The organism is Streptomyces sp. NPDC047085, from assembly GCF_040643735.1.
Taxonomy (GTDB): Bacteria; Actinomycetota; Actinomycetes; order Streptomycetales; family Streptomycetaceae; genus Streptomyces.
Window position 1 is genome coordinate 52,331 of the sequence record NZ_JBEYUW010000011.1, and the last position, 22,920, is coordinate 75,250.

Consider the following 22,920-nt stretch of genomic DNA (forward strand, 5'->3'; position numbering starts at 1 on the left):
TCAGGACGCGGCGAGCGCGGGCGGCGACTTTCAAGATGCGGTGCGCATCAGCAAGGCCTCAGGACGCGGCCCGCACCAGCGCCCGCATGACCCGCAGGTCCTCGCCCATCTCCGGATGCCACTGCACCCCCAGCACCCACGCCTCGGCCGACGGCAGCTCGATGGCCTCAACGGTTCCGTCCTCCGCGTGAGCCGAGGGCACGAGTCCCTCCCCGAGCCGCTCCACCGCCTGGTGGTGGTAGGTCGGTACGGAGGTCTCCTCCGGGACGATCCCGCCGTACAGCGTCCCCGGGACCGGCTTGACCGCATGCCGTCCGAACACGCCGACCACCTCCGCGTGCCCGTCCAGATGCTGTACGAGGGTCCCGCCCAGCGCGACGTTCAGCAGCTGCATCCCCCGGCAGACGCCCAGCAGCGGCACCCTGGCCGCCAACGCCGCCTCGATCAGCGCCAGTTCCCACGCGTCCCGCTCCCTCGCGGGCGGCCCTGTACGCGGCGAGCGCTGGGCGCCGTACCGCGAGGGCTCGACGTCCGGTCCGCCCGCGATCACCAGCCCGTCCAGCCGCTCCACCGCGGCGGCGGCCCGCTCGGGCGCGTCCGGCGGCAGCAGGAACGCGAGCCCTCCGGCCCGCTGCACCAGCCGCGGATACCCGGCCGGCAGCAGCACGGCGTCCAGCTCCCACACGCCCCAGCGCACGCCGGACTCCAGATACGTGCTCACACCGATCAGCGGTCGTCCGCTCATGCCACCCTCCCGGCAAATCAAAGGTTCATGTTTATACCTTTGCGGGGCCGGCTCACGCCAGGAAGCCCCGCAGCAGAGCCGCCGTGCCCGCGCAGTGCTCCCGCGTCATCTCCCGCGCGCCGTCCGCGTCCCCGTCCAGCACCGCCTCCACCAGCGCGGTGTGCTGCCGCTGCGAGTGCTCCAGGTTGCGCACCAGCAGCGGGATGCCGTCCAGCAGGTCGTTGACGGTCGCCCGTACCGCCGCGTACTGCGCGGCCAGCGAGGGCGAACCGCACAGCTCGGCCAGGGTCAGGTGCAGCAGCGTGTCCAGGCGCCGGTAGTCCGCGAGCGGGGCCTCGTGGGTGCGGTCCAGTGCCGCCCGCAGTCGGCCGGCCTGCTCGTCCGTCAGCCCGTGCGCCGCGCACAGCCCGGCCGCCCCGACCTCCAGCACCTCGCGGAACCGCAGCACGTCCTCGAGGTCGACCTCGGCGATCCGCCGCCGCAGCTCGTCCTCGCCGCCCGCGTCCGTGCGCGGCAGGACGAACGTGCCGCCGTACCGCCCGCGCCGCGCCTCCACCAGGCCCTGGTCCTGCAGCACCTTCAGCACCTCGCGCAGCGTCACCCGGCTGATCCCGAGCCGCTCCGCCAGCTCCCGCTCGGCGGGCAGCCGCTCGCCCGCCGGCACCAGACCGAGCCGTACGACCTGCAGGATCTGCTCCAGCGCCTCCTCGAAGCCGTTGCCGGCCCGTACCGGCCGCAGCACCGGAGTGAGCCGGTCGGCCGGCCCACCCCGACTCATCTCCCGCGACATCCCGGCGCACCCCCTTCCCAGGCAATGGTCCTCGGCAATACCTTATGGCTCTCGGTCCGGCCGCAAAAAGTCGAAGACGTCGAAGACGTCGACAAAGCCGAAGATGCCGAAGAAGCCGAAGGAGGCTCTCCCGTGGCAGACCGCACAGCCCCGCTGAGCGTCGAGGAGCTGCACACCCTCGTCGCCGGCGGTGAGATCGACACTGTCGTCCTGGCCTTCCCCGACATGCAAGGGCGGCTGCAGGGCAAGCGGTTCGCCGCCCGCTTCTTCCTCGACGAGGTCCTGCGGCACGGCACCGAGGGCTGCAACTACCTGCTCGCCGTCGACACCGAGATGAACACCGTCGACGGCTACGCGATGTCCTCCTGGGACCGCGGCTACGGCGACTTCGCCCTGCACCCCGACCCGGCCACCCTGCGCCGCATCCCCTGGCACCCCGGTACCGCCCTGCTCGTCGGGGACCTCGCCTGGAACGACGGCACCCCGGTCGTCGCCGCCCCGCGCCAGATCCTGCGCCGCCAGCTCGACCGGCTCGCCGAACTCGGCTACGCCGCCCAGGTCGGCACCGAGCTGGAGTTCATCGTCTTCAAGGACAGCTACGAACAGGCCTGGGACGCGAACTACCGCGGTCTGACCCCGGCCAACCAGTACAACATCGACTACTCCATCCTCGGCACCGGCCGCATCGAGCCCCTGCTGCGCCGCCTGCGCAACGACATGGCCGGCGCCGGCCTCACCGTCGAGTCCGCCAAGGGCGAGTGCAACCCCGGCCAGCACGAGATCGCCTTCCGCTACGACGAAGCCCTCACCACCTGCGACCAGCACGCCCTCTACAAGACCGGCGCCAAGGAGATCGCCGCCCAGGAGGGCTGCTCGATCACCTTCATGGCCAAGTACAACGAGCGCGAGGGCAACTCCTGCCACATCCACCTCTCGCTCGCGGACGCTGACGGCCACAACGCCATGGCCGGGGACGGCGGCGGCGGGATGTCCGACGTCATGCGGCACTTCCTCGCCGGACAGCTCGCCGCCCTGCGCGACTTCTCCCTCCTCTACGCCCCCAACATCAACTCCTACAAGCGGTTCCAGCCCGGCTCCTTCGCGCCCACCGCCGTCGCCTGGGGCCACGACAACCGCACCTGCGCCCTGCGCGTGGTCGGCCACGGCCGCTCCCTGCGCTTCGAGAACCGCCTCCCAGGCGGCGACGTCAACCCGTACCTCGCCGTCGCCGGGCTGGTCGCGGCCGGCCTGTACGGGATCGAGCAGCGGCTGGAACTCCCGGAGCCCTGCCCCGGCAACGCCTACGCCGCCGACTTCGAGCACGTCCCGACCACCCTGCGCGAGGCCGCCGAACTCTGGGAGACCAGCCCGATCGCGAAAGCCGCCTTCGGCGACGAGGTCGTCGCCCACTACCGCAACATGGCACGCGTCGAACTGGACGCCTTCGACGCCGCGGTCACCGACTGGGAGCTGCGCCGCTCCTTCGAACGCTTGTGAGGCAAGACGTGTCGCACCGGTACGAACTCGACGTCCTGAACCCCGCCACGGAAGAGGTGATCGCCACCGTGCCGGGCGCCGTCGAGCAGGACGTCGACGCCGCCGCGCACCGGGCCGAACGAGCCCAGCGGGTGTGGGCGGCCCTCGCGCCCGGCGACCGGGCCCGGCTGCTGCGCCGCTTCGCCGCCGTCGTCGACGACCACATCGAGGAACTCGCCCGGCTGGAGGTGCGCGAGGCCGGCCACACCATCGGCAACGCCCGCTGGGAGGCGGGCAACGTCCGCGATCTGCTGGACTACGCGGCCGGCGGCGTGGAGCGGCTCACCGGACGGCAGATCCCGGTCGCCGGCGGGCTGGACGTCACCCTGCTCGAACCGCTCGGCGTGGTCGGGGTCATCGCCCCCTGGAACTTCCCGATGCCGATCGCCGCCTGGGGCACGGCCCCGGCGCTCGCGGCGGGCAACGCGGTCCTGCTGAAGCCCGCCGAGACCACACCGCTCACCGCCCTGCGGCTCGCCGAACTCGCCCTGGAGGCGGGCCTGCCCGAGCACCTGTTCCAGGTGCTCCCGGGCCGTGGTGACATCGCCGGGGACTCCCTCGTCCGGAGCCCACGCGTCTCCAAGATCGTGTTCACCGGCTCCACCCGGGTCGGCAAGCGCATCATGGGGCTCTGCGCGGACCGGACGAAGCGCCTGACCCTCGAACTCGGCGGCAAGAGCCCCAACATCGTCTTCGCCGACGCCGACCTCAAGGCCGCCCTCGACCCGTTCTCCTTCCTGGACAACTCCGGCCAGGACTGCTGCGCCCGCACCCGCATCCTCGTCCATGAGTCGGTGTACGACGAGGCCCGCGACGTCCTCGCCGACGCGCTGGCCGCCGTGGTCGTGGGCGACCCGTCCGACGAGAAGACCCAGATGGGCCCGCTGATCTCCCGTCAGCAGCTGGACCGCGTACGGTCGTACGTCCCCGACGACGCCCCCGCCCTGCGCGGCAGCGCCCCCGAGGGACCCGGCTTCTGGTTCCCGCCGACCGTCCTCACCGGGGAGGCGCACGACAGCGCGGCGGCCCGCGAGGAGATCTTCGGCCCCGTCGCCGTCCTCCTCCCCTTCACCGACGAGGCGGACGCGATCCGCCTCGCCAACGACACTCCCTACGGCCTCTCCGGCTCCATCTGGACCCGGGACATCGGCCGCGCCCTGCGCGTCTCCCAGGCCGTCCGCGCGGGCAACCTGTCCGTCAACTCCCACTCCAGCGTCCGCTACTGGACCCCGTTCGGCGGCTTCAAGCAGTCCGGCCTCGGCCGCGAACTCGGCCCCGACGCCCTGACCGCCTTCACCGAGACCAAGAACGTCTTCATCAGCACGGAGGGCCCCGCACAGTGACCGACTCCATCGTTTGCCGCCGCCTGGTCGGCCGTACCGCCGTCGTCACCGGAGCCGGCAGCGGCATCGGCCTCGCCACCGCCCGCCGGCTCGCCTCCGAGGGCGCCAAGGTGGTCTGCGGCGACGTCGACGAAGCCCGCGGCAAGGCCGCCGCCGACGAGATCGGCGGGACCTTCGTCAAGGTCGACGTCACCGACCCCGAGCAGGTCGAGGCGCTGTTCAAGACGGCCTACGACACCTACGGCAGCGTCGACATCGCCTTCAACAACGCCGGCATCTCCCCGCCCGACGACGACTCCATCCTGGAGACGGGCCTGGAGGCCTGGAAGCGCGTCCAGGAGGTCAACCTCACCTCCGTCTACCTGTGCTGCAAGGCCGCCATCCCCTACATGCGCCGCCAGGGCAAGGGCTCCATCATCAACACGGCGTCCTTCGTGGCGCGGATGGGCGCGGCCACCTCCCAGATCTCGTACACGGCCTCCAAGGGCGGCGTGCTCGCCATGTCCCGTGAGCTGGGCGTGCAGTTCGCCCGCGAGGGCATCCGCGTGAACGCCCTGTGCCCGGGCCCGGTCAACACCCCGCTGCTGCAGGAGCTGTTCGCCAAGGACCCGGAGCGGGCCGCCCGCCGGCTCGTGCACATCCCGCTCGGCCGGTTCGCCGAGGCGGAGGAGATCGCCGCCGCCGTCGCCTTCCTGGCCAGCGACGACTCCTCCTTCGTCAACGCCACCGACTTCCTGGTGGACGGCGGCATCGCGGGCGCGTACGTCACGCCCCTCTAGACGGGCCGGTCAGGGGGAGGTTCAGAGGTTCAGAGGAACGTCTGTCCCTCGCCGCGGTAGGTGGGCACGGTCGCCGTGACCGTGTCCCCCTCGATGAGGTGCAGCGTGTCGAACCGCTCGCACAGTTCGCCCGCCTTGGCGTGCCGGAACCACACCTTGTCGCCGATCAGCAGGTCGTCGGCGGGCGAGCCGAGCAGCGGGGTCTGCACCTCGCCGGGCCCCTCCTGGGGGTCGTACGACAGCCCCTTCGGCAGGTACGGCACCGGCAGCCGGTCGCGGCCGGCCGCGCCGGAGGCCGGATAGCCGCCGCCCAGCACGGTCACCACACCCACGCCGGGCCGCCGTACGACGGGCTGGGCGAACAGCGCGGCCGGACGCCCGCTGAAGGACGTGTAGTTGTCGAAGAGCCGGGGCACGTACAGCCCCGAGCCGGCCGCGATCTCGGTCACCGCGTCCTCGGCGGCGGTGTGCTGCACACTGCCCGTGCCGCCGCCGTTGACGAACTCCAGGTCGGGGGCGACGCCCCGGACGGCGCGCACCACCGCGCCGCGCCGCTCGGCCAGTTCGCGGCGGGCGGCGGCCTGCATGAGGCGGATCGCCCGCGACCGCAGCGGCCGCCCGGCCAGGTCGTCCCCGACCCCGGCGACATGACCCTCGTACGCCATGATCCCCACCAGCCGGAAACCGGGCCGCCGGGCCACCGCCCGTGCCAGGTCGGCCACTTGGGCGGGGGAGTGCAGCGGCGAACGCCGCGCCCCCACCCGCACCCGGCCGCCCAGCAGCTTCAGCGAGGTGTCCAACTCCAGGCATACGCGGACGAGTTCGCGCCCGCCGTCGCGGGACGCGTCGATGAGGTCGAGCTGGGCGGCGTCGTCGATCATCACGGTGACGGCACCGGCGAGCTTCGGATCGGCGGCCAGCTCGGCGAACCCCGACCGGTCTGCGGAGGGATAGGCGAGCAGGATGTCGTCGAACCCGGAGCGCGCGAGCCACAGCGACTCGGCCAGGGTGAACGACATGATCCCCTGGAAGCCCTCCCGGGCCAGGACGCGTTCCAGCAGGGCCCGGCAGCGGACCGACTTGCTCGCGACCCGGACGGGCTTCCCGGCGGCGCGGCGGACCAGATCGGCCGCGTTGGCGTCGAAGGCGTCCAGGTCCACGATCGCGAGAGGGGCGTCGAGATGGGCGGTGGCCCGGTCGTAACGGGCCCGGTCAGCGGCGCGCGCAGTCATGACGGAAGCCTGCCAGACGCGATTACCGCAGGGTAGGGGGACGTTCCGGGCAGATGCCCCGGGCCCGTGGACTGGTTCTGTTTCTCTCCCCGACAACCCGTAGAGTGACGCGCACGTACGCGGAACGCTTCCGGCCGCATCGCCTGAACCGGGATGCCGGTCCAGCCGTACGGGTATGCGTGCCCGGACCGAGTCTTTCGCACCGGGCGCGGTCGACGCAGCGAAGGCCCGCGTACGAGGAGACGGCCCGGGCACGAGGAAACGGGGGGTGCATGAGCACGGAAGCGCGCCGCGCCCCGGTCCCCCCGCGCCCCACCACTCCTCCCCGCCCCTCCACACCACCACCGGGCCACACCGCGCCCGTCCAGGGGGAAGCCGATCTCGACGACGAGCCCTCCGTCTTCGCACCCCGCACCCCACGCGGCACGAACGGGCAGGCCGGTGGAGCCGGGGGCGTCGGGGGAGCCAGGGCAGCCGGGGCAGCCGGACCGCTCCGGACCGAGCGCCCCGAGGCCGCGACGACACGGGGCCGCTCCGGCGTGACCGCGTCCCGCCCCTCCGCCGTCCCCGGCGCCGGGGCTCCCATGACCCCGCCCCCGCCCCCCGCCTCCGCCCGCTTCCCCGACACCCCGCCGAGCGCGGGCCGCACCCCGCACCGCGACAACCCCGGCCCGGCAGCCCCGTCGCAGACCCCCTCGGAGACGTCGGCCCGCTTCAGCCCGCGCCCGCCGACGTCCGAGCCGCGCGAGAACGTCCCGGCAGCGCCCGCCCGTCGCCCTGGCGCCCCTGCCGGTGCCACGTCGGAGACGACAGCCCAGGCCTGGCCGCTCCCGCCTGCGTCCAAGCCGGGGGCTGGTGTTCCGGCGATGCCGACCCGTCGCCCCGGGGTGCCTGCGGATGCCCCGTCGGGGTCGGTGGCCGGGGCTCGGCCGAGGCCGCCGATGCCCAAGCCGCAGCCGGGCGTCCCGGCGATGCCGTCGCGCCATCCTGGTGCCCCTGGCGGTGCCACGTCGGAGACGACAGGCCAGGCCTGGCCGGTCCCGCCTGTGTCCGAGCCGGGGGCTGGTGTTCCGGCGATGCCGTCCCGTCGCCCCGGGGTGCCTGCGGATGCCCCGTCGGGGTCGGTGGCTCCGGCGCGGCCGGCTCCGTCGATGTCCAAGCCGCAGTCTGGTGTGCCGGCGGCGCCGTTCCGGCGTCCCGGTGTCCCTGCCGAATCCACGGCGGAGACGACTGCCCGCCTCCGCACGATCCCGTCGGGGTCCGAGGCGCAGGAGGGCACCCGGGCAGGGGATGCCGGTGGCGAGCGGAGCGTCTCGTCGGCACCTGAGTCCGCGGGCCCGGCGGCGGGTTCCGGCCTGCTGCCGCCGCCCCGGGGCGCCGCGGCCGCTGTGAGGGTGGGGTGGAGTCCGGCCGAGGCTGCCCGGCCCGCCGGACCCGCGTCGGCCGGGCCGGATCCCTCGCTCTCCTGGAGCGCCGACGCGGCCGTCCGGCCCGTGGTGTCGTTCGGGGAGCCGGAGGGGTACGACGAGCGGGGCCGGGCGTGGCCGCTGGGGGCGCGGGTGCGCAGTCGTACCACCGCTGCCGCCGCCTGTCTCGTGCTCGGCCTCGGGCTCATCGGCGGTGCCGTGACCGGGAGTTGGCTCACCGGGGACGGCGGGGACGGCACGGCCGGAACGGGGTTCAGCGCGGCCGGCTCGCTGTGGCACAGCGTCCCCGTCGACCAGCTGTTCCCGCCCACCGTGCGGGGCACCGGCGCCGGACCCGGCGGAGCCGACCGCACCTGGACCCGGATCGCCGTCGCCCCGGACAGCGGCTGCGCCGACGCCCTCGACCCGCTGCTGCGCAAGGCCCTCGCCCCCGTCGGCTGCCAGCGTCTCCTGCGCGCCACCTACACCGACGCCACCCAGACCTACGTCACCACCGTCGGCCTGCTGTTCACCAAGGCCGACGCCGCCGGCATGTCCGCCCTCGCCGCCCGCTTCCGGGACGAGCACCTGGACCGCCGCGCCGACCTCATGCCCCGCCCGTACGCCGCCAAGGGCACCGCGGCGGCCGCCTTCGGCGACAGACAGCGCGCCAGCTGGACCGTCGCCGTCCTCACCGACGCCCCCGTCGTCGCCTACGCCGTCTCCGGCTGGGCCGACGGCCGCACCGTCGACTCGCCCCTTCCCGCCGCCGACGCCATCCGCTCCGGCGCCACCTCGGCACCCGCCCAGGCCGGCCTCGGCAACGAGGCCCAGGGACTGGCGGACCGCATCGAACGCCGGCTGCGCGAGACCGTCAGCCCGGACCGGGAGAAGCCCTCATGAGCCGACCGACGAGCGGCCGCCGCCGTATGCGTGTGACCGGGTCGGCGACGAGCCTCCTCCTCGCCGGCTCCCTCGCCCTGCTGCCCGCCACCGCCGCCCACGCCGACGGCATCCGCGCCCAGCAGTGGGGCCTGAGCGCGCTCAACCTGAACGAGGCCTGGCGCACCACCAAGGGGCAGGGCGTCACCGTCGCCGTCCTGGACACCGGCGTCGAGGGCGACCACCCGGACCTGGCCGGCAACGTCCTTCCCGCGAAGGACATGATCGGCTTCGGCGCCGGGCCCGGCGACCGCGACTGGGCCCGGCACGGCACCGCCATGGCCGGCATCATCGCCGGGCACGGCCACGGACCGGGCCGTACCGCCGGGATCATGGGCGTCGCCCCGGAGGCGAAGATCCTGCCCGTCCGGGTCATTCTCGAGGACGGCGACTCCGCCCGCGCCAAGGCCCGCACCAGCCGGGGCAACGCCCTGGCCGACGGCATCCGCTGGGCCGCCGACCACGGCGCCGACGTCATCAACCTCTCCCTCGGCGACGACTCCAACTCCGCACACCCCGAGCCCAGTGAGGACGAGGCCGTGCAGTACGCCCTCAAGAAGGGCGTGGTCGTCGTCGCCTCCGCGGGCAACGGCGGCGACAAGGGCGACCATGTCTCCTACCCGGCCGCCTACCCGGGCGTCATCGCCGCCACCGCCGTCGACCGCTTCGGGACCCGCGCCGCCTTCTCCACCCGCCGCTGGTACGCCGCGGTCAGCGCACCCGGCGTGAACGTCGTCATCGCCGACCCCGACCACAAGTACTACGAGGGCTGGGGCACCTCGGCCGCCTCCGCCTTCGTCTCCGGCGCGGCGGCCCTGATCAAGGCCGCCCACCCCGGCCTGGCCCCGGCCCAGATCAAGAAGCTCCTCGAATCCACGGCCCGCGACGCCCCGGCGGGCGGCCGCGACGACTCCCGGGGCTTCGGCATGATCGACCCGGCGGCGGCCCTCAGGGCGGCGGCCAAGCTCAAGCCCCGGAGCCTCCACCCGGCGTCGTACGCCAAGAAGTACTTCGGTTCCGGCCCCGACACCCCCAAGGCCGCCGACAGCACGTCCGACTGGGCAGGCCCCCTGGCGGGCAGCATCGGCGGCGTGCTGCTCGTGGCGGCCGCGGTCCTCTGGCGAAACCGCAGGACAGCGCCCTAAAAGCAGGACAGCGCCCTAAAAGGACGACACGGCCGCCTTCGCCGCCGCCTCCACCAGCGCGATGCCCTCCCGCTGGCTCTCCGTTCCCCGGGACAGCACAGCCACCAGATACTCTGCCCCGTCCACGGTCACCCGCCCGATGCTGTTCACCACCCACAGCCCGGTCGTACTCCGCGGCAGCCACCCGTTCTTCAACGCCCAGGACCCCCCGGCGGCGGCAGCCGAGACCCCCCACTGCTGATCGGCCTCCACCCTCTTCATCAGCCCCTGGACGTACGCCCGAGACGCCGCACTCAGCACCGGCTTCGACCCCGGCTCCGACTCCGGCTCCTCCCTGAACACCTGCCGGAGCAGGGCCAGTTGATCCGCGGCCGTGGTCTGCGTCAGCCCCCACAGGTCACCCGAACCGCCCGAGGTCCCGGTCAGCCCGAACCGCCGGTTGGCCGCGTCCAAGCCGTCCGCCCGCCCGATCGCCCGCCACAGGGCCGTCGCGGAGTCGTTGTCGCTGTTCTCGATCATCTTCGCGGCGTATGCCTTGTCCGAAGCCGTCAGCCGGCGCCCCGCATCCTGCGCCTGGAGCAACAGCGCGGCCAGGATGTCGACCTTGACGATGCTCGCCGTGTCGAAGGCGGCCTCGCCGTACACGGCACTCTCCCCGGAGGCCGGTTCCAGCCCCTGCACCGCCACCGACACCTCCGCCCCGGACGGCACGCTCACCGCGGCCATGGCCTTGGCCAGCGACGCCTTCCGGTCGACAGCCTTCCGCTCGACAGCCGAAGGCGAGGTCGAGGGTTCCACGGATGCCGCCTCCTCGCCCGCCGTGGCCGAGGAGGAGGCCGACGGCGACCCCGCCGACGATACGGCCCCGGCACCGGAATGCGTCCGCGCCTTCACATAGACCGTGCCGCCCGCCGTGACCCCGCCGACGGCGACCACGGCCAGCGCACTGAGGAGAAGCGGGCGGCCCCGGGAGCGGCGGGCACGACGGGAGCGGCGGACGCGGTGACTGGCTCTGGAGGACTCCATGCCCGGGATGCTCGGGGCGGCGACTGTGCGCTCTGTTAGGCGCGGGTGAGATCCACGTCAGGGAATCCTGAGATTGCCGTGAAGGTGATGACGACCGGGTTTCGGGCCCCGCACAAGCCCAGCAGCTTCCCCCCTATAGGGTCGGTGACCGTGGCGAACAAGAACATTCCCGACCCCGGCTACTCCGACGACGACGGCTCCGCCGACCCCCGGTTGAGCGCCGCGCTCGCCGCCTGGGCCGAGGACCGCAGCGCCCTGGGCCCCGTCCTGGAGGCCCTGAAGGGCGCACGCCTGCTCGTCCCCGTCGTCGCCGTGCTCGGCGAGGTCGAGGAGGACGAGAACGGGCTGCGCCGCGAGAAGACCAGCGACATGGCCGTACCCACGCTGAAGGCAGCCGGCCGCACCGCCCTGCCCGCCTTCACCTCCACCGACTCCCTGGCCCGCTGGGACCCGGCGGCCCGGCCCGTCGCCGTACCGCTGCACCAGGCCCTGCAGGCCGCCGCGCACGAGAAGGCGGACACCGTGGTGCTGGACCTGGCCGGACCGGTGCCCTTCGAGCTGACCGGTCCGGCGCTGTACGCGCTCGCCGAGGGCCGTACGAGCACCGACCCGCTCGCCGACCCGGCCGTCGTCGACGCCGTCCGCGCGGCGGTGGCCGCCGAGCCGGCCGTGCTCCGCGCCCACCTGGGGCCCGGGCAGGCCGACGGCACTCTCGCGCTCGTCCTCGACCCGGCCGCGCCCCCCGCCGAGGCCGCCCGCGCGGTCGCCGAGCGCCTGGCCGCCGACGAAACACTCAGGGCCCGCCTGGTGCGCGGCCTCGACCTGGCACTGCTGCCGGCCGGGACCACGCCTCCGGGCGAGCCCTTGTACGTTCGCGGATGAACGAGCCGTCGAAACGGAACGAGCCGTCGAAACGGAACGAGCCGTAGGAACTAGCCGTAGACCGGGCCCGTGTACTTCTCGCCGGGCCCGTGACCCGGGTCGTCCGGGACGATCGACGCCTCGCGGAACGCCAGCTGCAGCGACTTCAGACCGTCGCGCAGCGGCGCCGCGTGGAAGGAGCTGATCTCGGTCGTGCTCGCGTCCAGCAGACCGGCGAGCGCGGTGATCAGCTTGCGGGCCTCGTCCAGGTCCTTGTACTTCTCGCCCTCCTCGCTCAGCCCGAGCTTCACGGCGGCGGCGCTCATCAGGTTGACGGCGACCGTCACGATCACCTCGACGGCGGGGACCTCGGCGATGTCCCGGGTCATCGCGTCGAAGTCGGTGTTCTCAGGAGGGGTCTCACTCATGCCCCACACGATAGGCGAGGGCGGGCCGGCTCCTTCATCAGCCCCACCCGCCTCGATCGGCCCCGCCCCGCCTCAATTAGCCCTTGTCAAGCGATCCTGCTAATCTGGTGGGCGACCGGCTGGACATGTCTGTGCCCAGCCCACAAGTGGAGGCTCCGATCTCCCACCTGACCGTCCTCCGGGACGGCGGGTCACCCGGTCAGGCGGCCACCATCGTTCCGTACGGACGATGGAGTCGCCGATGTGCGCCCCGCGGTCACCGCGAAGGTGCTCCGGTTGTCATGGAGCCCCGCCTGTGATCGTCCGGGGCATTTTTTGTGCTTCGGCGCGGTTAGGTCTAACGAAAAGAGACATACGCGGCTGTCCGCCAGACCGCCGTGTGGTGCTACCGAGGAGGATCCATCAGCGCCGAGCCCCGCATCAACGACCGGATTCGCGTTCCCGAGGTGCGACTTGTCGGTCCCAGTGGCGAGCAGGTGGGCATCGTCCCCCTGGCCAAGGCACTGGAGCTTGCGCAGGAGTACGACCTGGACCTGGTCGAGGTCGCGGCGAACGCCCGTCCGCCCGTGTGCAAGCTCATGGACTACGGGAAGTTCAAGTACGAGTCGGCCATGAAGGCCCGTGAGGCGCGCAAGAACCAGGCGCACACGGTCATCAAGGAGATGAAGCTCCGGCCGAAGATCGACCCGCACGACTATGACACCAAGAAGGGTCACGTCGTCCGGTTCCTCAAGCAGGGCGACAAGGTCAAGATCACGATCATGTTCCGTGGTCGCGAGCAGTCCCGGCCCGAGCTGGGCTACCGACTGCTGCAGCGGCTGGCGGAGGACGTCCAGGACCTCGGTTTCGTCGAGTCGAACCCGAAGCAGGACGGCCGCAACATGATCATGGTCCTCGGTCCGCACAAGAAGAAGACCGAGGCGATGGCCGAGGCCCGTCAGGCGCAGGAGGCCCGCAAGGCCGAGGCGAAGGCGAACCCCGGCCGCTCGCAGAACGCGGCCGACGCTCAGCCTGAGGAGACCCCGGCCGAGGCTTCCGCCGAGGCGTGATCCCGGGGGACGCGAGTCCCCGAGGATGTAACCGATACAAGAGCGACGTTCCACCGTGCCCGGTTTCGCGACCGGGCACCGGAACGCCACCGACGAGGAGATAACGGCGCTATGCCGAAGAACAAGTCGCACAGCGGTGCCAGCAAGCGCTTCAAGGTCACCGGCTCCGGCAAGGTGCTCCGTGAGCGCGCCGGCAAGCGCCACCTGCTCGAGCACAAGTCGTCCCGTGTGACGCGCCGCCTCACCGGCAACGCCGAGATGGCCCCGGGCGACGCCGCGAAGATCAAGAAGCTTCTCGGCAAGTGACGTGAGCGGCGTTCGCACCGAACGCCGTACGTCTGGACCGGGACCCAATCGTTTCCGGGTCGTGTGAGTCTGAGTCCACTCCGCGGCCCCGCTACAAGGAGTTAAAAAAGTGGCACGCGTCAAGCGGGCAGTGAACGCCCACAAGAAGCGCCGGGCGATCCTCGAGCAGGCCTCCGGCTACCGCGGTCAGCGTTCGCGCCTGTACCGCAAGGCCAAGGAGCAGGTCACCCACTCGCTGGTCTACAACTACAACGACCGCAAGAAGCGCAAGGGCGACTTCCGTCAGCTGTGGATCCAGCGCATCAATGCCGCTGCCCGCGCCAACGGCATCACCTACAACCGCTTCATCCAGGGTCTGAAGGCCGCGAACATCGAGGTCGACCGCAAGATCCTGGCCGAGCTGGCCGTCAACGACGCAGGCGCCTTCGCGGCGCTGGTCGAGGCCGCGCAGAAGGCGCTGCCGGCGGACGTCAACGCGCCCAAGGCTGCGTGACGCTGCGCTGGGCTTAGGCCGACGTGACTGAGCGGACCCGTGGGCGTTTGCCTGCGGGTCCGTTGCGTTGTGTGGTGCAGGCTGGTCCGGCACCGTCGAAATCCGCCGTCGTGGTTGATCGCCGTCGCGACGGGACAAAGTTGAGGTGACTTCTGATGCCCCCCGTCAGCCCCGAGCTGATCTCCCCTCGGTCCGCCCGTGTCGCCGCCGCGCGGCGGCTTGCCAAGCGGAACTTCCGGGGCAAGGACCGGCTGTTCCTCGCGGAGGGGCCGCAGGCCGTGCGGGAGGCCGCCGGGCATCGGGCCGGCGGGCAGGCGACGCTGGTCGAGCTGTTCGCGACCGTGGAGGCCGCGGAGCGGTACGCCGACATCATCGGGGAGGCCCGGCAGGCGGGGGCCCGCGTGCACCTCGCCTCCGAGGACGTCATCGCCGACATCTCCACCACCGTGACCCCGCAGGGGCTGGTCGGGGTCTGCCGGTTCCTGGACACGCCGTTCGAGGACATCCTCGCCGCCCGCCCCCAGTTGGTCGCCGTGCTCGCCCACGTCCGCGACCCCGGCAACGCCGGCACCGTGCTGCGCTGCGCCGACGCCGCCGGCGCCGAGGCCGTGATCCTCACCGACGCCTCCGTCGACCTGTACAACCCCAAGGCCGTACGCGCCTCCGTGGGCTCCCTGTTCCATCTGCCGGTCGCCGTCGGCGTGCCCGTCGAGCGGGCCGTGCAGGGGCTGAAGGACGCCGGGGTGCGCATCCTCGCCGCCGACGGCGCCGGTGACCGCGACCTGGACGAGGAGCTGGACAAGGGGGCGATGGGCGGGCCGACCGCCTGGGTCTTCGGGAACGAGGCCTGGGGGCTCCCGGAAGAGACCCGCGACCTCGCCGACGCCGTCGTACGCGTCCCCATCCACGGGAAGGCCGAGAGCCTGAACCTCGCCACCGCCGCCGCCGTATGTCTCTACGCGTCGGCCCGTGCACAGCGCGCCTCCGGAGGGTGCCGCTCCGTCACCGCGAGCTAGTAGGGTGACGAGCTCGGGGCCCTGCGCCGGCTGAGAGGTGGGGTACGGGGATGAGTGTGGTCGCCGCGAGCACTGCGCCGGACGGGCGGGACGTGCGCCGCACACCCGCGCCGCGGCCCGGTGACGCCACCGGTTCCGGCCTCGGCATCGACACCGACCAGCTGCCCGACGGCCTCGTCGTCGCCGACGAGCACGGCCGGGTCGTCTGCTTCAACGCAGCCGCCGCGCGCATCACCGCCGTCCCCGCCGCCGACGCCCTCGGCGAGCCCCTGGAGAAGGCCCTGCCCCTGGAGGACCTGGAGGGCCGGCGCTGGTGGCAGCTCACCGACCCCTACGGCGGACTCGCCATCCGGGTGCGACAGCCCGAGCGCAACCTGCTGCTGCCCGGCGGCCGAGAGGTGATGGTCGCCGCCCGGTACGTGCGCGCCGAACCCCTCGGACCGGTCAGCCGGGTGGTCGTCACCCTCCGCGACACCGAGGCCCGGCGCCGCACCGAGCGCAGCCACGCCGAGCTGATCGCCACCGTCGCCCACGAGCTGCGCTCGCCGCTGACCTCCGTCAAGGGCTTCACCGCCACGCTCCTCGCCAAGTGGGAACGCTTCACCGACGACCAGAAGCGGCTGATGCTCGAGACCGTCGACGCAGACGCCGACCGCGTCACCCGGCTCATCGCCGAGCTGCTCGACATCTCCCGGATCGACAGCGGACGGCTGGAGGTGCGCCGCCAGCCCGTCGACATCGGCGCGGCCGTCGGCCGGCACATCCAGGCGTACGTGGCCGCCGGGCAGCCCGCCGACCGCTTCCTGCTGCGCATCGAGCAGCCGCTGCCCGCCCTGTGGGCCGACCCCGACAAGGTCGACCAGGTGCTCAGCAACCTGCTGGAAAATGCCGTGCGGCACGGCGAGGGAACCGTCACCATTGACGTCACGCCCTCGGCGTCCCCGCGCGAGGGCGAGGAAACCGGCACGTCGGTCACGGTGAGCGACGAAGGGCCAGGCATCCCGGAGGAGTCCATGAACCGCGTCTTCACCCGCTTCTGGCGGGGCAGCAAGCGCGGCGGCACGGGCCTCGGGCTCTACATCGTCAAGGGCATCGTCGAGGCGCACGGCGGCGTCATCACGGTCGGCCGCGCCCCCGGCGGCGGCGCCGAGTTCCGATTTACCCTGCCCGTGGCGGCCCCGGCGTATCTCGCCTGACGGCCCACGGGCTCTTCGTCTACCTCCGCCCCGTTAGACTCGGCCTTTGGCACCTTTGTGTCCTGCACGCGGCCCGCGGAGAGTCTCAGCGAGTCCCAAGAGTCGCTGACGGGGACCTTCAGCCAGCCAATCGGAAGCACGGGAAGAGATGTCGGCACCCAATAAGTCGTACGACCCTGTAGAGGTCGAGGCGTTGAAACCGGAAGAGATCGAGCGCATGCGGGACGAGGCGCTCGCCGCCTTCGCCGCCGCGGACTCCCTCGACGCGCTCCACGAGGCCAAGGTCGCCCACACCGGCCCCGCCTCCCCGCTGGCCCTCGCCAACCGCGAGATCGGCGCCCTGCCCCCGCACGCCAAGGCCGAGGCCGGCAAGCGCGTCGGCCAGGCCCGCGGCGCAGTGAACAAGGGCCTCGCCGCCCGCCAGGCCGAGCTGGAGGCCGAGCGGGACGCCCGCGTGCTGGTCGAGGAGGACGTGGACGTCACGCTGCCGTTCGACCGCGTCCCGGCCGGCGCCCGGCACCCGCTGACCACGCTCTCGGAGCGCATCGAGGACATCTTCGTGGCCATGGGCTACGAGGTCGCCGAGGGCCCCCAGGTCGAGGCCGAGTGGTTCAACTTCGACGCGCTCAACATCGGCCCGGACCACCCGGCCCGCGGCGAGGCCGACACGTTCTTCGTGGCGGGCCCCGACGGCGGCAGCGAGTCCGGCGTCGTGCTGCGCACCCACACCTCGCCGGTCCAGATCCGCTCCCTGATGGAGCGCGAGCTGCCGGTCTACGTGATCTGTCCGGGCCGCGTGTACCGCACCGACGAGCTGGACGCCACCCACACCCCGGTCTTCCACCAGGTCGAGCTGCTCGCCGTGGACGAGGGCCTGACCATGACCGACCTCAAGGGCACCCTGGACCACATGGTCCAGTCCCTGTTCGGCGAGGGCATGAAGACCCGGCTGCGGCCGAACTTCTTCCCCTTCACCGAGCCGAGCGCCGAGATGGACATGCTCTGCTACGTCTGCAAGGGCGAGTCCGTCGGCAACCCCGACCGGCCCTGCCGCACCTGCTCCAGCGAGGGCTGGATCGAGCTCGGCGGCTGCGGCATGGTCAACCCCAAGGTGCTGGCTGCCTGCGGCGTCGACCCGGAGAAGTACAGCGGCTTCGCCTTCGGGTTCGGCATCGAGCGGATGCTGATGTTCCGCCACAACGTCGAAGACATGCGAGACATGGTCGAGGGTGACGTCCGGTTCACCCGGCCGTTCGGGATGGAGATCTGATGCGGGTCCCGCTTTCTTGGCTGCGGGAGTACGTCGACCTGCCGGCGACGGAGACCGGCCGTGACGTCCAGGCCAAGCTCATTTCGGCAGGTCTGGAGGTCGAGACCGTCGAGCAGCTCGGCGCCGACCTCAAGGGTCCGCTGGTCGTCGGCCAGGTGCTGACCATCGAGGAGCTGGAGGGCTTCAAGAAGCCGATCCGCTTCTGCACCGTCGACGTCGGCCAGGCCAACGGCACCGGCGAGCCCCAGGAGATCGTCTGCGGCGCCCGCAACTTCGCGGTCGGCGACAAGGTCGTCGTGGTCCTCCCCGGCGCCACGCTGCCCGGCGGCTTCTCCATCGCCGCCCGCAAGACGTACGGCAAGACGTCCCACGGCATGATCTGCTCCACCGAAGAGCTGGGCATGGGCGACGACGGCAACCACGGCATCATCGTGCTGCCGCCGGAGACCGAGGTCGGCAAGGACGCCATCGAGTTGCTGGAGCTGGTCGACGAGGTCCTGGACATCGCCGTCACCGCCAACCGCGGCGACTGCCTGTCCATCCGCGGCGTCGCCCGCGAGACCGCCATCGCCTACGGCCTGCCGCTGCGCGACCCGGCCCTGATCGACGTGCCGGCCCCGAACGCCTACGGCTACCCCGTCCAGGTCTCCGACCCGGTCGGCTGCGACCGCTTCACCGCCCGCACGGTCACCGGCCTCAGCCCCGAGGCGCGCTCCCCGATCTGGCTGCAGCGCCGGCTGCAGAAGGTCGGCATGCGCCCGATCTCGCTCGCCGTCGACATCACCAACTACGTGATGATGGAGCTCGGCCAGCCGCTGCACGCCTACGACCGGAACCTGGTCCAGGGCACCATCGGCGTGCGCCGGGCCGAGGAGGGCGAGAAGCTCGTCACCCTCGACGGCGTCGAGCGCAAGCTGCACGCCGAGGACCTCGTCATCACCGACGAGCGCGGCCCGATCGGCCTCGCCGGTGTCATGGGCGGCGCCAACACGGAGATCGCCGACCACGACGACCTCGAGAACGCCACGTCCGACGTGGTCATCGAGGCCGCTCACTTCGACGAGATCGCGATCGCCCGTACGGCCCGCCGGCACAAGCTGTCGTCCGAGGCCTCCCGCCGCTTCGAGCGGGGCGTCGACCCGCAGGCCGCCGCTGCCGCCGCGCAGCGCACCGTGGACCTGCTGGTGCTGCTCGCGGGCGGCACGGCCGACGCCGGCGTCACGGAGATCAGCGCGCCCTCCGCCCCGCACACGATCACCGCCCCGGCGAACCACCCGGACAAGGTCGCGGGCGTGGTCTACGGCCGCGAGACCGTCGTCCGCCGCCTGCAGGAGATCGGCTGCGACGTCTACGGACAGGACGAGCTGATCGTCACCGTCCCGTCGTGGCGGCCCGACCTCCTCGAGGCGAACGACCTGGCCGAAGAGGTCATCCGCCTGGAGGGCTACGAGAACCTGCCCTCCACGCTGCCCAAGCTGCCCTCGGGCCGCGGCCTCACCCACCGCCAGCGGCTGCACCGCCGGGTCGGCCGGGCGCTGGCCGGCGCGGGCTACGTCGAGGCGCCGAACTACCCGTTCGTCGCCGAGGGCGTCTTCGACCAGCTGGGCCTGGAGGCCGACGACCCGGCCCGCCGCGTCGTCAAGCTGACCAACCCGCTCAACGACGAGGAGCCCGCGCTCCGTACGACGCTGCTGCCCGGCCTGCTGGGCGCCCTGCGGCGCAACGACGGGCGTGGCTCGCACGACCTGGCCCTGTTCGAGACCGGACTGGTCTTCCAGCCGGGCGAGGAGCGGCGTGTCGCCGGGCACCTGCCCGTCGACCGGCGTCCCTCCGACGAGCAGCTCGCCGAGCTGAACGCCGCGCTGCCCGAGCAGCCGCGCCACGTCGCCGTCGTCCTCGCGGGCGCCCGCGAGCAGGCCGGCTGGTGGGGCGCGGGCCGCCCGGCCGGCTGGGCCGACGCGGTCGAGGCGGCGCGGGTCGTCGCGAGCGAGGCCGGTGCCGAGCTGGTCGTGCGCAAGGGGCAGTACGGCCCCTGGCACCCCGGCCGCTGCGCCGAGCTGGTGATCGTCGCCGACGGTGCCGAGAAGGTCGTGGGCCACGCGGGCGAACTGCACCCGCGTGTCCTGAAGGCGCTGAGCCTGCCCGCGCGCACCTGCGCGATGGAGCTCGACCTGGACGCCCTGGAGGCGGTGGGCGACGGTGTCCCGCAGGCGCCGGGCATCTCCTCGTTCCCGGTCGCCACGCAGGACGTCGCCCTCGTCGTCGACAGGCCGGTCCCGGCCGCGGAGGTCGAGTCGGCGCTGCGCGAGGGGGCGGGTGAGCTGCTGGAGTCCATCCGGCTGTTCGACGTCTACGAGAACGCGGAGCAGCTGGGCGACGGCAAGAAGTCGCTGGCGTACGCGTTGCGCTTCCGCGCGGGTGACCGGACGCTGACCGTGGACGAGGCTTCGGCTGCTCGGGATGCGGCGGTTGCCCTGGCGGGCGAGCGGACCGGTGCGGTGCTTCGGGGCTGATCGCCGTGGGGGTTGCTGCGTCGGCCGGCTGCGGGTCGTCTGTGGCTGGTCGCGCAGTTCCCCGCGCCCCTGGGTAGACGATCATGCCGTCTGCTGCATAAATGCGGGTTGGCCTGGGTGTTCTCACTCGTTCGGGTGGGAATCGGGGGCGATCTGACCCACCCGGTCATGCCTGTCGACAGAATCGGACCGGCCTTTCAGGGCCGGTCCGTCTGCTCTGTCAGGGCCCGGATGGGGGACCACAGGCATGATCCGCATCAAGGCACGGGCACCCACCGCGCGGGGAGCCGTACTGCCCATGCTCTGGGGAGCCGTGGCGGTCGGCTACAAGTTCGGCTGTCCGCTCGCCCAGCAGCACGGGCTCGGCGCGCGCATCGTCACCAGCGCCGTGTTCTTCGCGGTCGGCACGGGACTCGTGTGCCACATCCGCCGCGCCCTGCTGCGTGAACTCCGGCAGGCCCGCAAGGTCGCCGGTGCCGCGCAGAGCGTGCTGCTGCGGCCCCTGCCGCCTCGGCTGGAGGGGCTGAACGTGGCGGCCGCGCAGCTGTCCGCCGAGCGGGGCGCGAGCATCGGCGGTGACCTGTACGAGGCCGTCGCCACCGAGCACGGTGTCCGTGTGGTGATGGGCGACGTGCGCGGGCACGGCCTCGCCGCCCTCGGCACGGTCGCCGCCGTCCTCGGCAGCTTCCGCGAGGCCGCCCACGACGAGCCCGAACTCGCCCGTGTGCTCAGGCGGTTGGAGCGGACCCACGCCCGGCACCTGCGCGAGCGCTCCCGCGCCGACCATCCGTCGAACGGGCAGGATCCCGGACCCCCGGTCGCCGAGGAGTTCGTCACCCTCCTGCTCCTGGAGATCGCCCGCGACGGCGAGGTGCGGGCGCTCAACTGCGGTCACCCCTGGCCGTACCTCCTCAGCGGTGCCCGCGTGGAGCCCTTCACCCGGGGCGATCCATTGCCACCCCTCGGCCCGTTCCCCCTCCCCGCCGAACTGGAGGCCACCTCGTGCGGACACCTGCTCCCGGGGGAGTCCCTGGTCCTGTTCACGGACGGAGCGGAGGACGCGAGAGACGCCCACGGCCGCTTCTTCTCGCTGCCGGCCGTCCTGCACTCGGCCGTACGCGATCACCTGGTGACTCCCCAGACGGTCCTCCGTACGATCTTCACGGCCCTCCTGCACCACACGGCCGGCCGCCCCACCGACGACGTGGCGCTGCTGGTCCTGCGGAACGACCGCAAAGGGTTCGCGTTCTCAGGGGTGCGGGGCCCGGAGTCGCCCGGCCAAGCCACCGCTTTCTGAGGGGGAGCCGGCGGCTTGGCCAGTCTCTTGCGAGGACCTTCAGTCAATCGGTACACCACTCTCCGCAACAGCGTGCACACGGTGCGGATGCGCGTACTCCGTTCACACCCCGTGTGAAGGGGCAGCCACTACGCTGACGGCACCAGGCCACTCGGGGGGCAACCCATGCAGCCCAACTCACTGCTCGACGCGATCCTGGACGAGGCGGGGATCTCGCACGCCGGTCTCGCCGCCCACGTCAACCAGGCGGGCCGGAGACGGGGCCTCGCGCTCCGGTACGAACACACCGCTGTGGCACGGTGGTTGAAGGGCCAGCGGCCACGCGGCCAGGTGCCCGACCTGATCTGCGAGGTGCTCGCCGCCCGGCTGCGGCGGCCGGTCACCCTGGACGACATCGGCCTCGGGGTGCCCGGCGAGCCGAGCACCCCGCACGCCGGTTCGCTGTCCGGCTTCGTGGAGCGGGCCACCGCGCTGTGGCGCTCCGACGAACAGCAGCGCCCGCACGTGCTCGGCGCCCCCGCGGTCACCGGCACGCCCGCCGTCATCCCGGTGTGGGAGTGGGAGAACCCGCCGGAGGACGTGGACGTGTCGCGCGGCGGCCGGCACCCGGTGGGCGCGGCCGACATCGAGATGCTGCGCGCGGCCCGGACGCACTACGAGCAGATGTACCGAAAGGCCGGCGGTATCGCGACCCGGACGCGGATCGTCGGCTTCCTCAACGCCGAGGCCGCGCCGCTGCTGCGTGGCAGCTACACCGACACCACAGGCCGTCAACTGCACCGCGCCACCGGGGGTTTGGTGGCGGTCGCGGGCATCTGCGCGTACGACTCCGACGCCCACGGCCTCGCCCAGCGCTACTTCCACCAGGCGCTCAGGCTGGCAAAGGCCAGCGGCGATCGGGGACTTGGGGCGTATGTGATAGCCCTGCTGGTCAACCAGTCGCTGTTCATGCGGGAGCACCGGCAGGCCGTCGCCTTCGCCGAGGCCGCGCTGCGGGCCGCCGGCAAGCACATCACCCCGGCGCTCGCCTCGGACCTGTACGCGATGCAGGCCAAGGCGTACGCCCACCTCGGCGACTCCGCGGGCGCCCTCTCCTGCATCCGGCGCGCGGAGGCGGCCGCAGAGCGGATCCGACGTGGGTACGAGCCCGACGAGACAGGCTATGTTCAGCCGGGCCTGGTCAATGTGCAGGTGGCCGAGGCACTGCTCAGCCTCGGCGAGCTGGCCGCCGCCCGGGAGCATGCGGCGGCGGCCGTGGACAATCCGGCACATGACCGGGGCCGGGTCCACCGGCTCGCCATGCTCAGCACCATCGAGCTGCGTCAGGGCAATGCGGACAAGGCGGTCGCCACCGCCGTGCAGATGGCCGAGCAGGCACGGGGGATGGAGTCCCAACGGCTGCGCGACAGACTCCGCGCGGTACGCGAACACCTGGCCCGCTGTGGCTCGGCCGGCACCGCCGAGGCCGCCGAACTCATCGATGGGGCACTGCGCGTACCGTTTTAGGACTCCGTGGGCCGTGCTGTAGGCCTGGACAAGTCTCTGCT

The 22,920-nt window shown here is 72.6% G+C and carries 20 protein-coding genes; 15 read left to right on the plus strand and 5 right to left on the minus strand.

Annotated features, from left to right (window positions below):
* Positions 1-58 precede the first annotated feature (58 nt).
* The gene (locus ABZ865_RS30760; protein WP_361237434.1) at positions 59-745 is read right to left on the minus strand and encodes a gamma-glutamyl-gamma-aminobutyrate hydrolase family protein; all 687 of its coding nucleotides are present in this window, start codon (positions 743-745) and stop codon (positions 59-61) included.
* A gap of 52 nt (positions 746-797) precedes the next feature.
* Positions 798-1,535, minus strand: a complete 738-nt coding sequence (locus tag ABZ865_RS30765; RefSeq protein WP_361237436.1) for an FCD domain-containing protein — start codon at positions 1,533-1,535, stop codon at positions 798-800.
* A 132-nt stretch (positions 1,536-1,667) separates the two neighbouring features.
* Here ABZ865_RS30765 and ABZ865_RS30770 point away from each other — a divergent pair, with 132 nt between their 5' ends.
* From ABZ865_RS30770 to ABZ865_RS30780, 3 genes are read left to right on the plus strand one after another with little or no spacing between them, the layout of a single operon-like run.
* Positions 1,668-3,032, plus strand: coding sequence for a glutamine synthetase family protein (locus tag ABZ865_RS30770; protein WP_361237439.1), 1,365 nt, complete (start codon positions 1,668-1,670; stop codon positions 3,030-3,032).
* Between the two features lie 8 nt (positions 3,033-3,040).
* Positions 3,041-4,414 (plus strand): aldehyde dehydrogenase family protein, encoded by a 1,374-nt coding sequence (locus ABZ865_RS30775; protein ID WP_361237442.1) that lies wholly within the window; start codon positions 3,041-3,043, stop codon positions 4,412-4,414.
* On the plus strand, positions 4,411-5,193 hold the full coding sequence (locus ABZ865_RS30780) for a 3-oxoacyl-ACP reductase (protein WP_361237445.1): 783 nt from the start codon (positions 4,411-4,413) through the stop codon (positions 5,191-5,193). Before ABZ865_RS30775 ends, ABZ865_RS30780 begins: the two co-directional genes overlap by 4 nt.
* 29 nt (positions 5,194-5,222) lie before the next feature.
* Here ABZ865_RS30780 and ABZ865_RS30785 read toward each other — a convergent pair whose 3' ends face one another.
* Positions 5,223-6,425 carry an amino acid deaminase/aldolase gene (locus tag ABZ865_RS30785; protein ID WP_361237448.1) on the minus strand — a complete coding sequence of 401 codons (1,203 nt, stop codon included), beginning with the start codon at positions 6,423-6,425 and terminating at the stop codon, positions 5,223-5,225.
* 1,496 nt (positions 6,426-7,921) lie between these two features.
* Between ABZ865_RS30785 and ABZ865_RS30790 the strand changes: the two genes are divergently transcribed.
* Positions 7,922-8,734, plus strand: coding sequence for a hypothetical protein (locus ABZ865_RS30790; protein WP_361238068.1), 813 nt, complete (start codon positions 7,922-7,924; stop codon positions 8,732-8,734).
* Positions 8,731-9,918 (plus strand): type VII secretion-associated serine protease mycosin, encoded by a 1,188-nt coding sequence (mycP, locus tag ABZ865_RS30795; protein ID WP_361237451.1) that lies wholly within the window; start codon positions 8,731-8,733, stop codon positions 9,916-9,918. Before ABZ865_RS30790 ends, mycP begins: the two co-directional genes overlap by 4 nt.
* 15 nt (positions 9,919-9,933) lie before the next feature.
* On the opposite strand, the gene ABZ865_RS30800 is transcribed toward mycP, so the two are convergent.
* Positions 9,934-10,944 carry a serine hydrolase gene (locus ABZ865_RS30800; protein ID WP_361237454.1) on the minus strand — a complete coding sequence of 337 codons (1,011 nt, stop codon included), beginning with the start codon at positions 10,942-10,944 and terminating at the stop codon, positions 9,934-9,936.
* Positions 10,945-11,094: 150 nt separating this feature from the next.
* Between ABZ865_RS30800 and ABZ865_RS30805 the strand changes: the two genes are divergently transcribed.
* Positions 11,095-11,826, plus strand: coding sequence for an SseB family protein (locus tag ABZ865_RS30805; protein ID WP_361237457.1), 732 nt, complete (start codon positions 11,095-11,097; stop codon positions 11,824-11,826).
* A gap of 50 nt (positions 11,827-11,876) precedes the next feature.
* On the opposite strand, the gene ABZ865_RS30810 is transcribed toward ABZ865_RS30805, so the two are convergent.
* Positions 11,877-12,233 (minus strand): DUF1844 domain-containing protein, encoded by a 357-nt coding sequence (locus ABZ865_RS30810; protein WP_361237460.1) that lies wholly within the window; start codon positions 12,231-12,233, stop codon positions 11,877-11,879.
* 377 nt (positions 12,234-12,610) lie between these two features.
* Between ABZ865_RS30810 and infC the strand changes: the two genes are divergently transcribed.
* The 9 genes from infC (at position 12,611) to ABZ865_RS30855 (ending at position 22,879) form a co-directional block, all read left to right on the plus strand.
* A complete protein-coding gene (gene infC, locus ABZ865_RS30815) occupies positions 12,611-13,282 on the plus strand; it encodes a translation initiation factor IF-3 (RefSeq protein WP_199842745.1) in 672 nt (223 codons plus the stop codon).
* A gap of 111 nt (positions 13,283-13,393) precedes the next feature.
* Positions 13,394-13,588, plus strand: coding sequence for a 50S ribosomal protein L35 (gene rpmI / locus ABZ865_RS30820; RefSeq protein WP_004933563.1), 195 nt, complete (start codon positions 13,394-13,396; stop codon positions 13,586-13,588).
* Between the two features lie 109 nt (positions 13,589-13,697).
* Positions 13,698-14,081: a 50S ribosomal protein L20 gene (gene rplT, locus ABZ865_RS30825; protein WP_100825257.1), complete on the plus strand. Its 384-nt coding sequence runs from the start codon at positions 13,698-13,700 to the stop codon at positions 14,079-14,081.
* Between the two features lie 155 nt (positions 14,082-14,236).
* Positions 14,237-15,097, plus strand: coding sequence for an RNA methyltransferase (locus tag ABZ865_RS30830; RefSeq protein ID WP_361237465.1), 861 nt, complete (start codon positions 14,237-14,239; stop codon positions 15,095-15,097).
* A 50-nt stretch (positions 15,098-15,147) separates the two neighbouring features.
* Positions 15,148-16,293 carry an ATP-binding protein gene (locus ABZ865_RS30835; protein WP_361237468.1) on the plus strand — a complete coding sequence of 382 codons (1,146 nt, stop codon included), beginning with the start codon at positions 15,148-15,150 and terminating at the stop codon, positions 16,291-16,293.
* A 148-nt stretch (positions 16,294-16,441) separates the two neighbouring features.
* On the plus strand, positions 16,442-17,563 hold the full coding sequence (pheS, locus tag ABZ865_RS30840; RefSeq protein ID WP_361237471.1) for a phenylalanine--tRNA ligase subunit alpha: 1,122 nt from the start codon (positions 16,442-16,444) through the stop codon (positions 17,561-17,563).
* Complete coding sequence (gene pheT / locus ABZ865_RS30845) at positions 17,563-20,076, plus strand: phenylalanine--tRNA ligase subunit beta (RefSeq protein WP_361237474.1); 2,514 nt, start codon at positions 17,563-17,565, stop codon at positions 20,074-20,076. The genes pheS and pheT overlap by 1 nt, the downstream gene beginning before the upstream one ends.
* A 247-nt stretch (positions 20,077-20,323) precedes the next feature.
* Positions 20,324-21,373, plus strand: coding sequence for a PP2C family protein-serine/threonine phosphatase (locus ABZ865_RS30850; RefSeq protein WP_361237477.1), 1,050 nt, complete (start codon positions 20,324-20,326; stop codon positions 21,371-21,373).
* Between the two features lie 165 nt (positions 21,374-21,538).
* Positions 21,539-22,879 (plus strand): transcriptional regulator, encoded by a 1,341-nt coding sequence (locus ABZ865_RS30855; protein ID WP_361237480.1) that lies wholly within the window; start codon positions 21,539-21,541, stop codon positions 22,877-22,879.
* Positions 22,880-22,920: the final 41 nt, after the last annotated feature.

Excerpts from the sequence above, each read along its gene's own strand:
- ABZ865_RS30835 (WP_361237468.1), top strand. The coding sequence starts at position 15,148 with ATGAGTGTGGTCGCCGCGAGCACTGCGCCGGACGGGCGGGACGTGCGC.
- ABZ865_RS30800 (WP_361237454.1), bottom strand. The coding sequence starts at position 10,944 with ATGGAGTCCTCCAGAGCCAGTCACCGCGTCCGCCGCTCCCGTCGTGCC.
- mycP (WP_361237451.1), top strand. The coding sequence starts at position 8,731 with ATGAGCCGACCGACGAGCGGCCGCCGCCGTATGCGTGTGACCGGGTCG.
- ABZ865_RS30830 (WP_361237465.1), top strand. The coding sequence starts at position 14,237 with ATGCCCCCCGTCAGCCCCGAGCTGATCTCCCCTCGGTCCGCCCGTGTC.
- pheT (WP_361237474.1), top strand. The coding sequence starts at position 17,563 with ATGCGGGTCCCGCTTTCTTGGCTGCGGGAGTACGTCGACCTGCCGGCG.
- ABZ865_RS30855 (WP_361237480.1), top strand. The coding sequence starts at position 21,539 with ATGCAGCCCAACTCACTGCTCGACGCGATCCTGGACGAGGCGGGGATC.
- ABZ865_RS30785 (WP_361237448.1), bottom strand. The coding sequence starts at position 6,425 with ATGACTGCGCGCGCCGCTGACCGGGCCCGTTACGACCGGGCCACCGCC.
- ABZ865_RS30765 (WP_361237436.1), bottom strand. The coding sequence starts at position 1,535 with ATGTCGCGGGAGATGAGTCGGGGTGGGCCGGCCGACCGGCTCACTCCG.
- ABZ865_RS30810 (WP_361237460.1), bottom strand. The coding sequence starts at position 12,233 with ATGAGTGAGACCCCTCCTGAGAACACCGACTTCGACGCGATGACCCGG.
- rpmI (WP_004933563.1), top strand. The coding sequence starts at position 13,394 with ATGCCGAAGAACAAGTCGCACAGCGGTGCCAGCAAGCGCTTCAAGGTC.
- ABZ865_RS30850 (WP_361237477.1), top strand. The coding sequence starts at position 20,324 with ATGATCCGCATCAAGGCACGGGCACCCACCGCGCGGGGAGCCGTACTG.
- pheS (WP_361237471.1), top strand. The coding sequence starts at position 16,442 with ATGTCGGCACCCAATAAGTCGTACGACCCTGTAGAGGTCGAGGCGTTG.
- ABZ865_RS30760 (WP_361237434.1), bottom strand. The coding sequence starts at position 745 with ATGAGCGGACGACCGCTGATCGGTGTGAGCACGTATCTGGAGTCCGGC.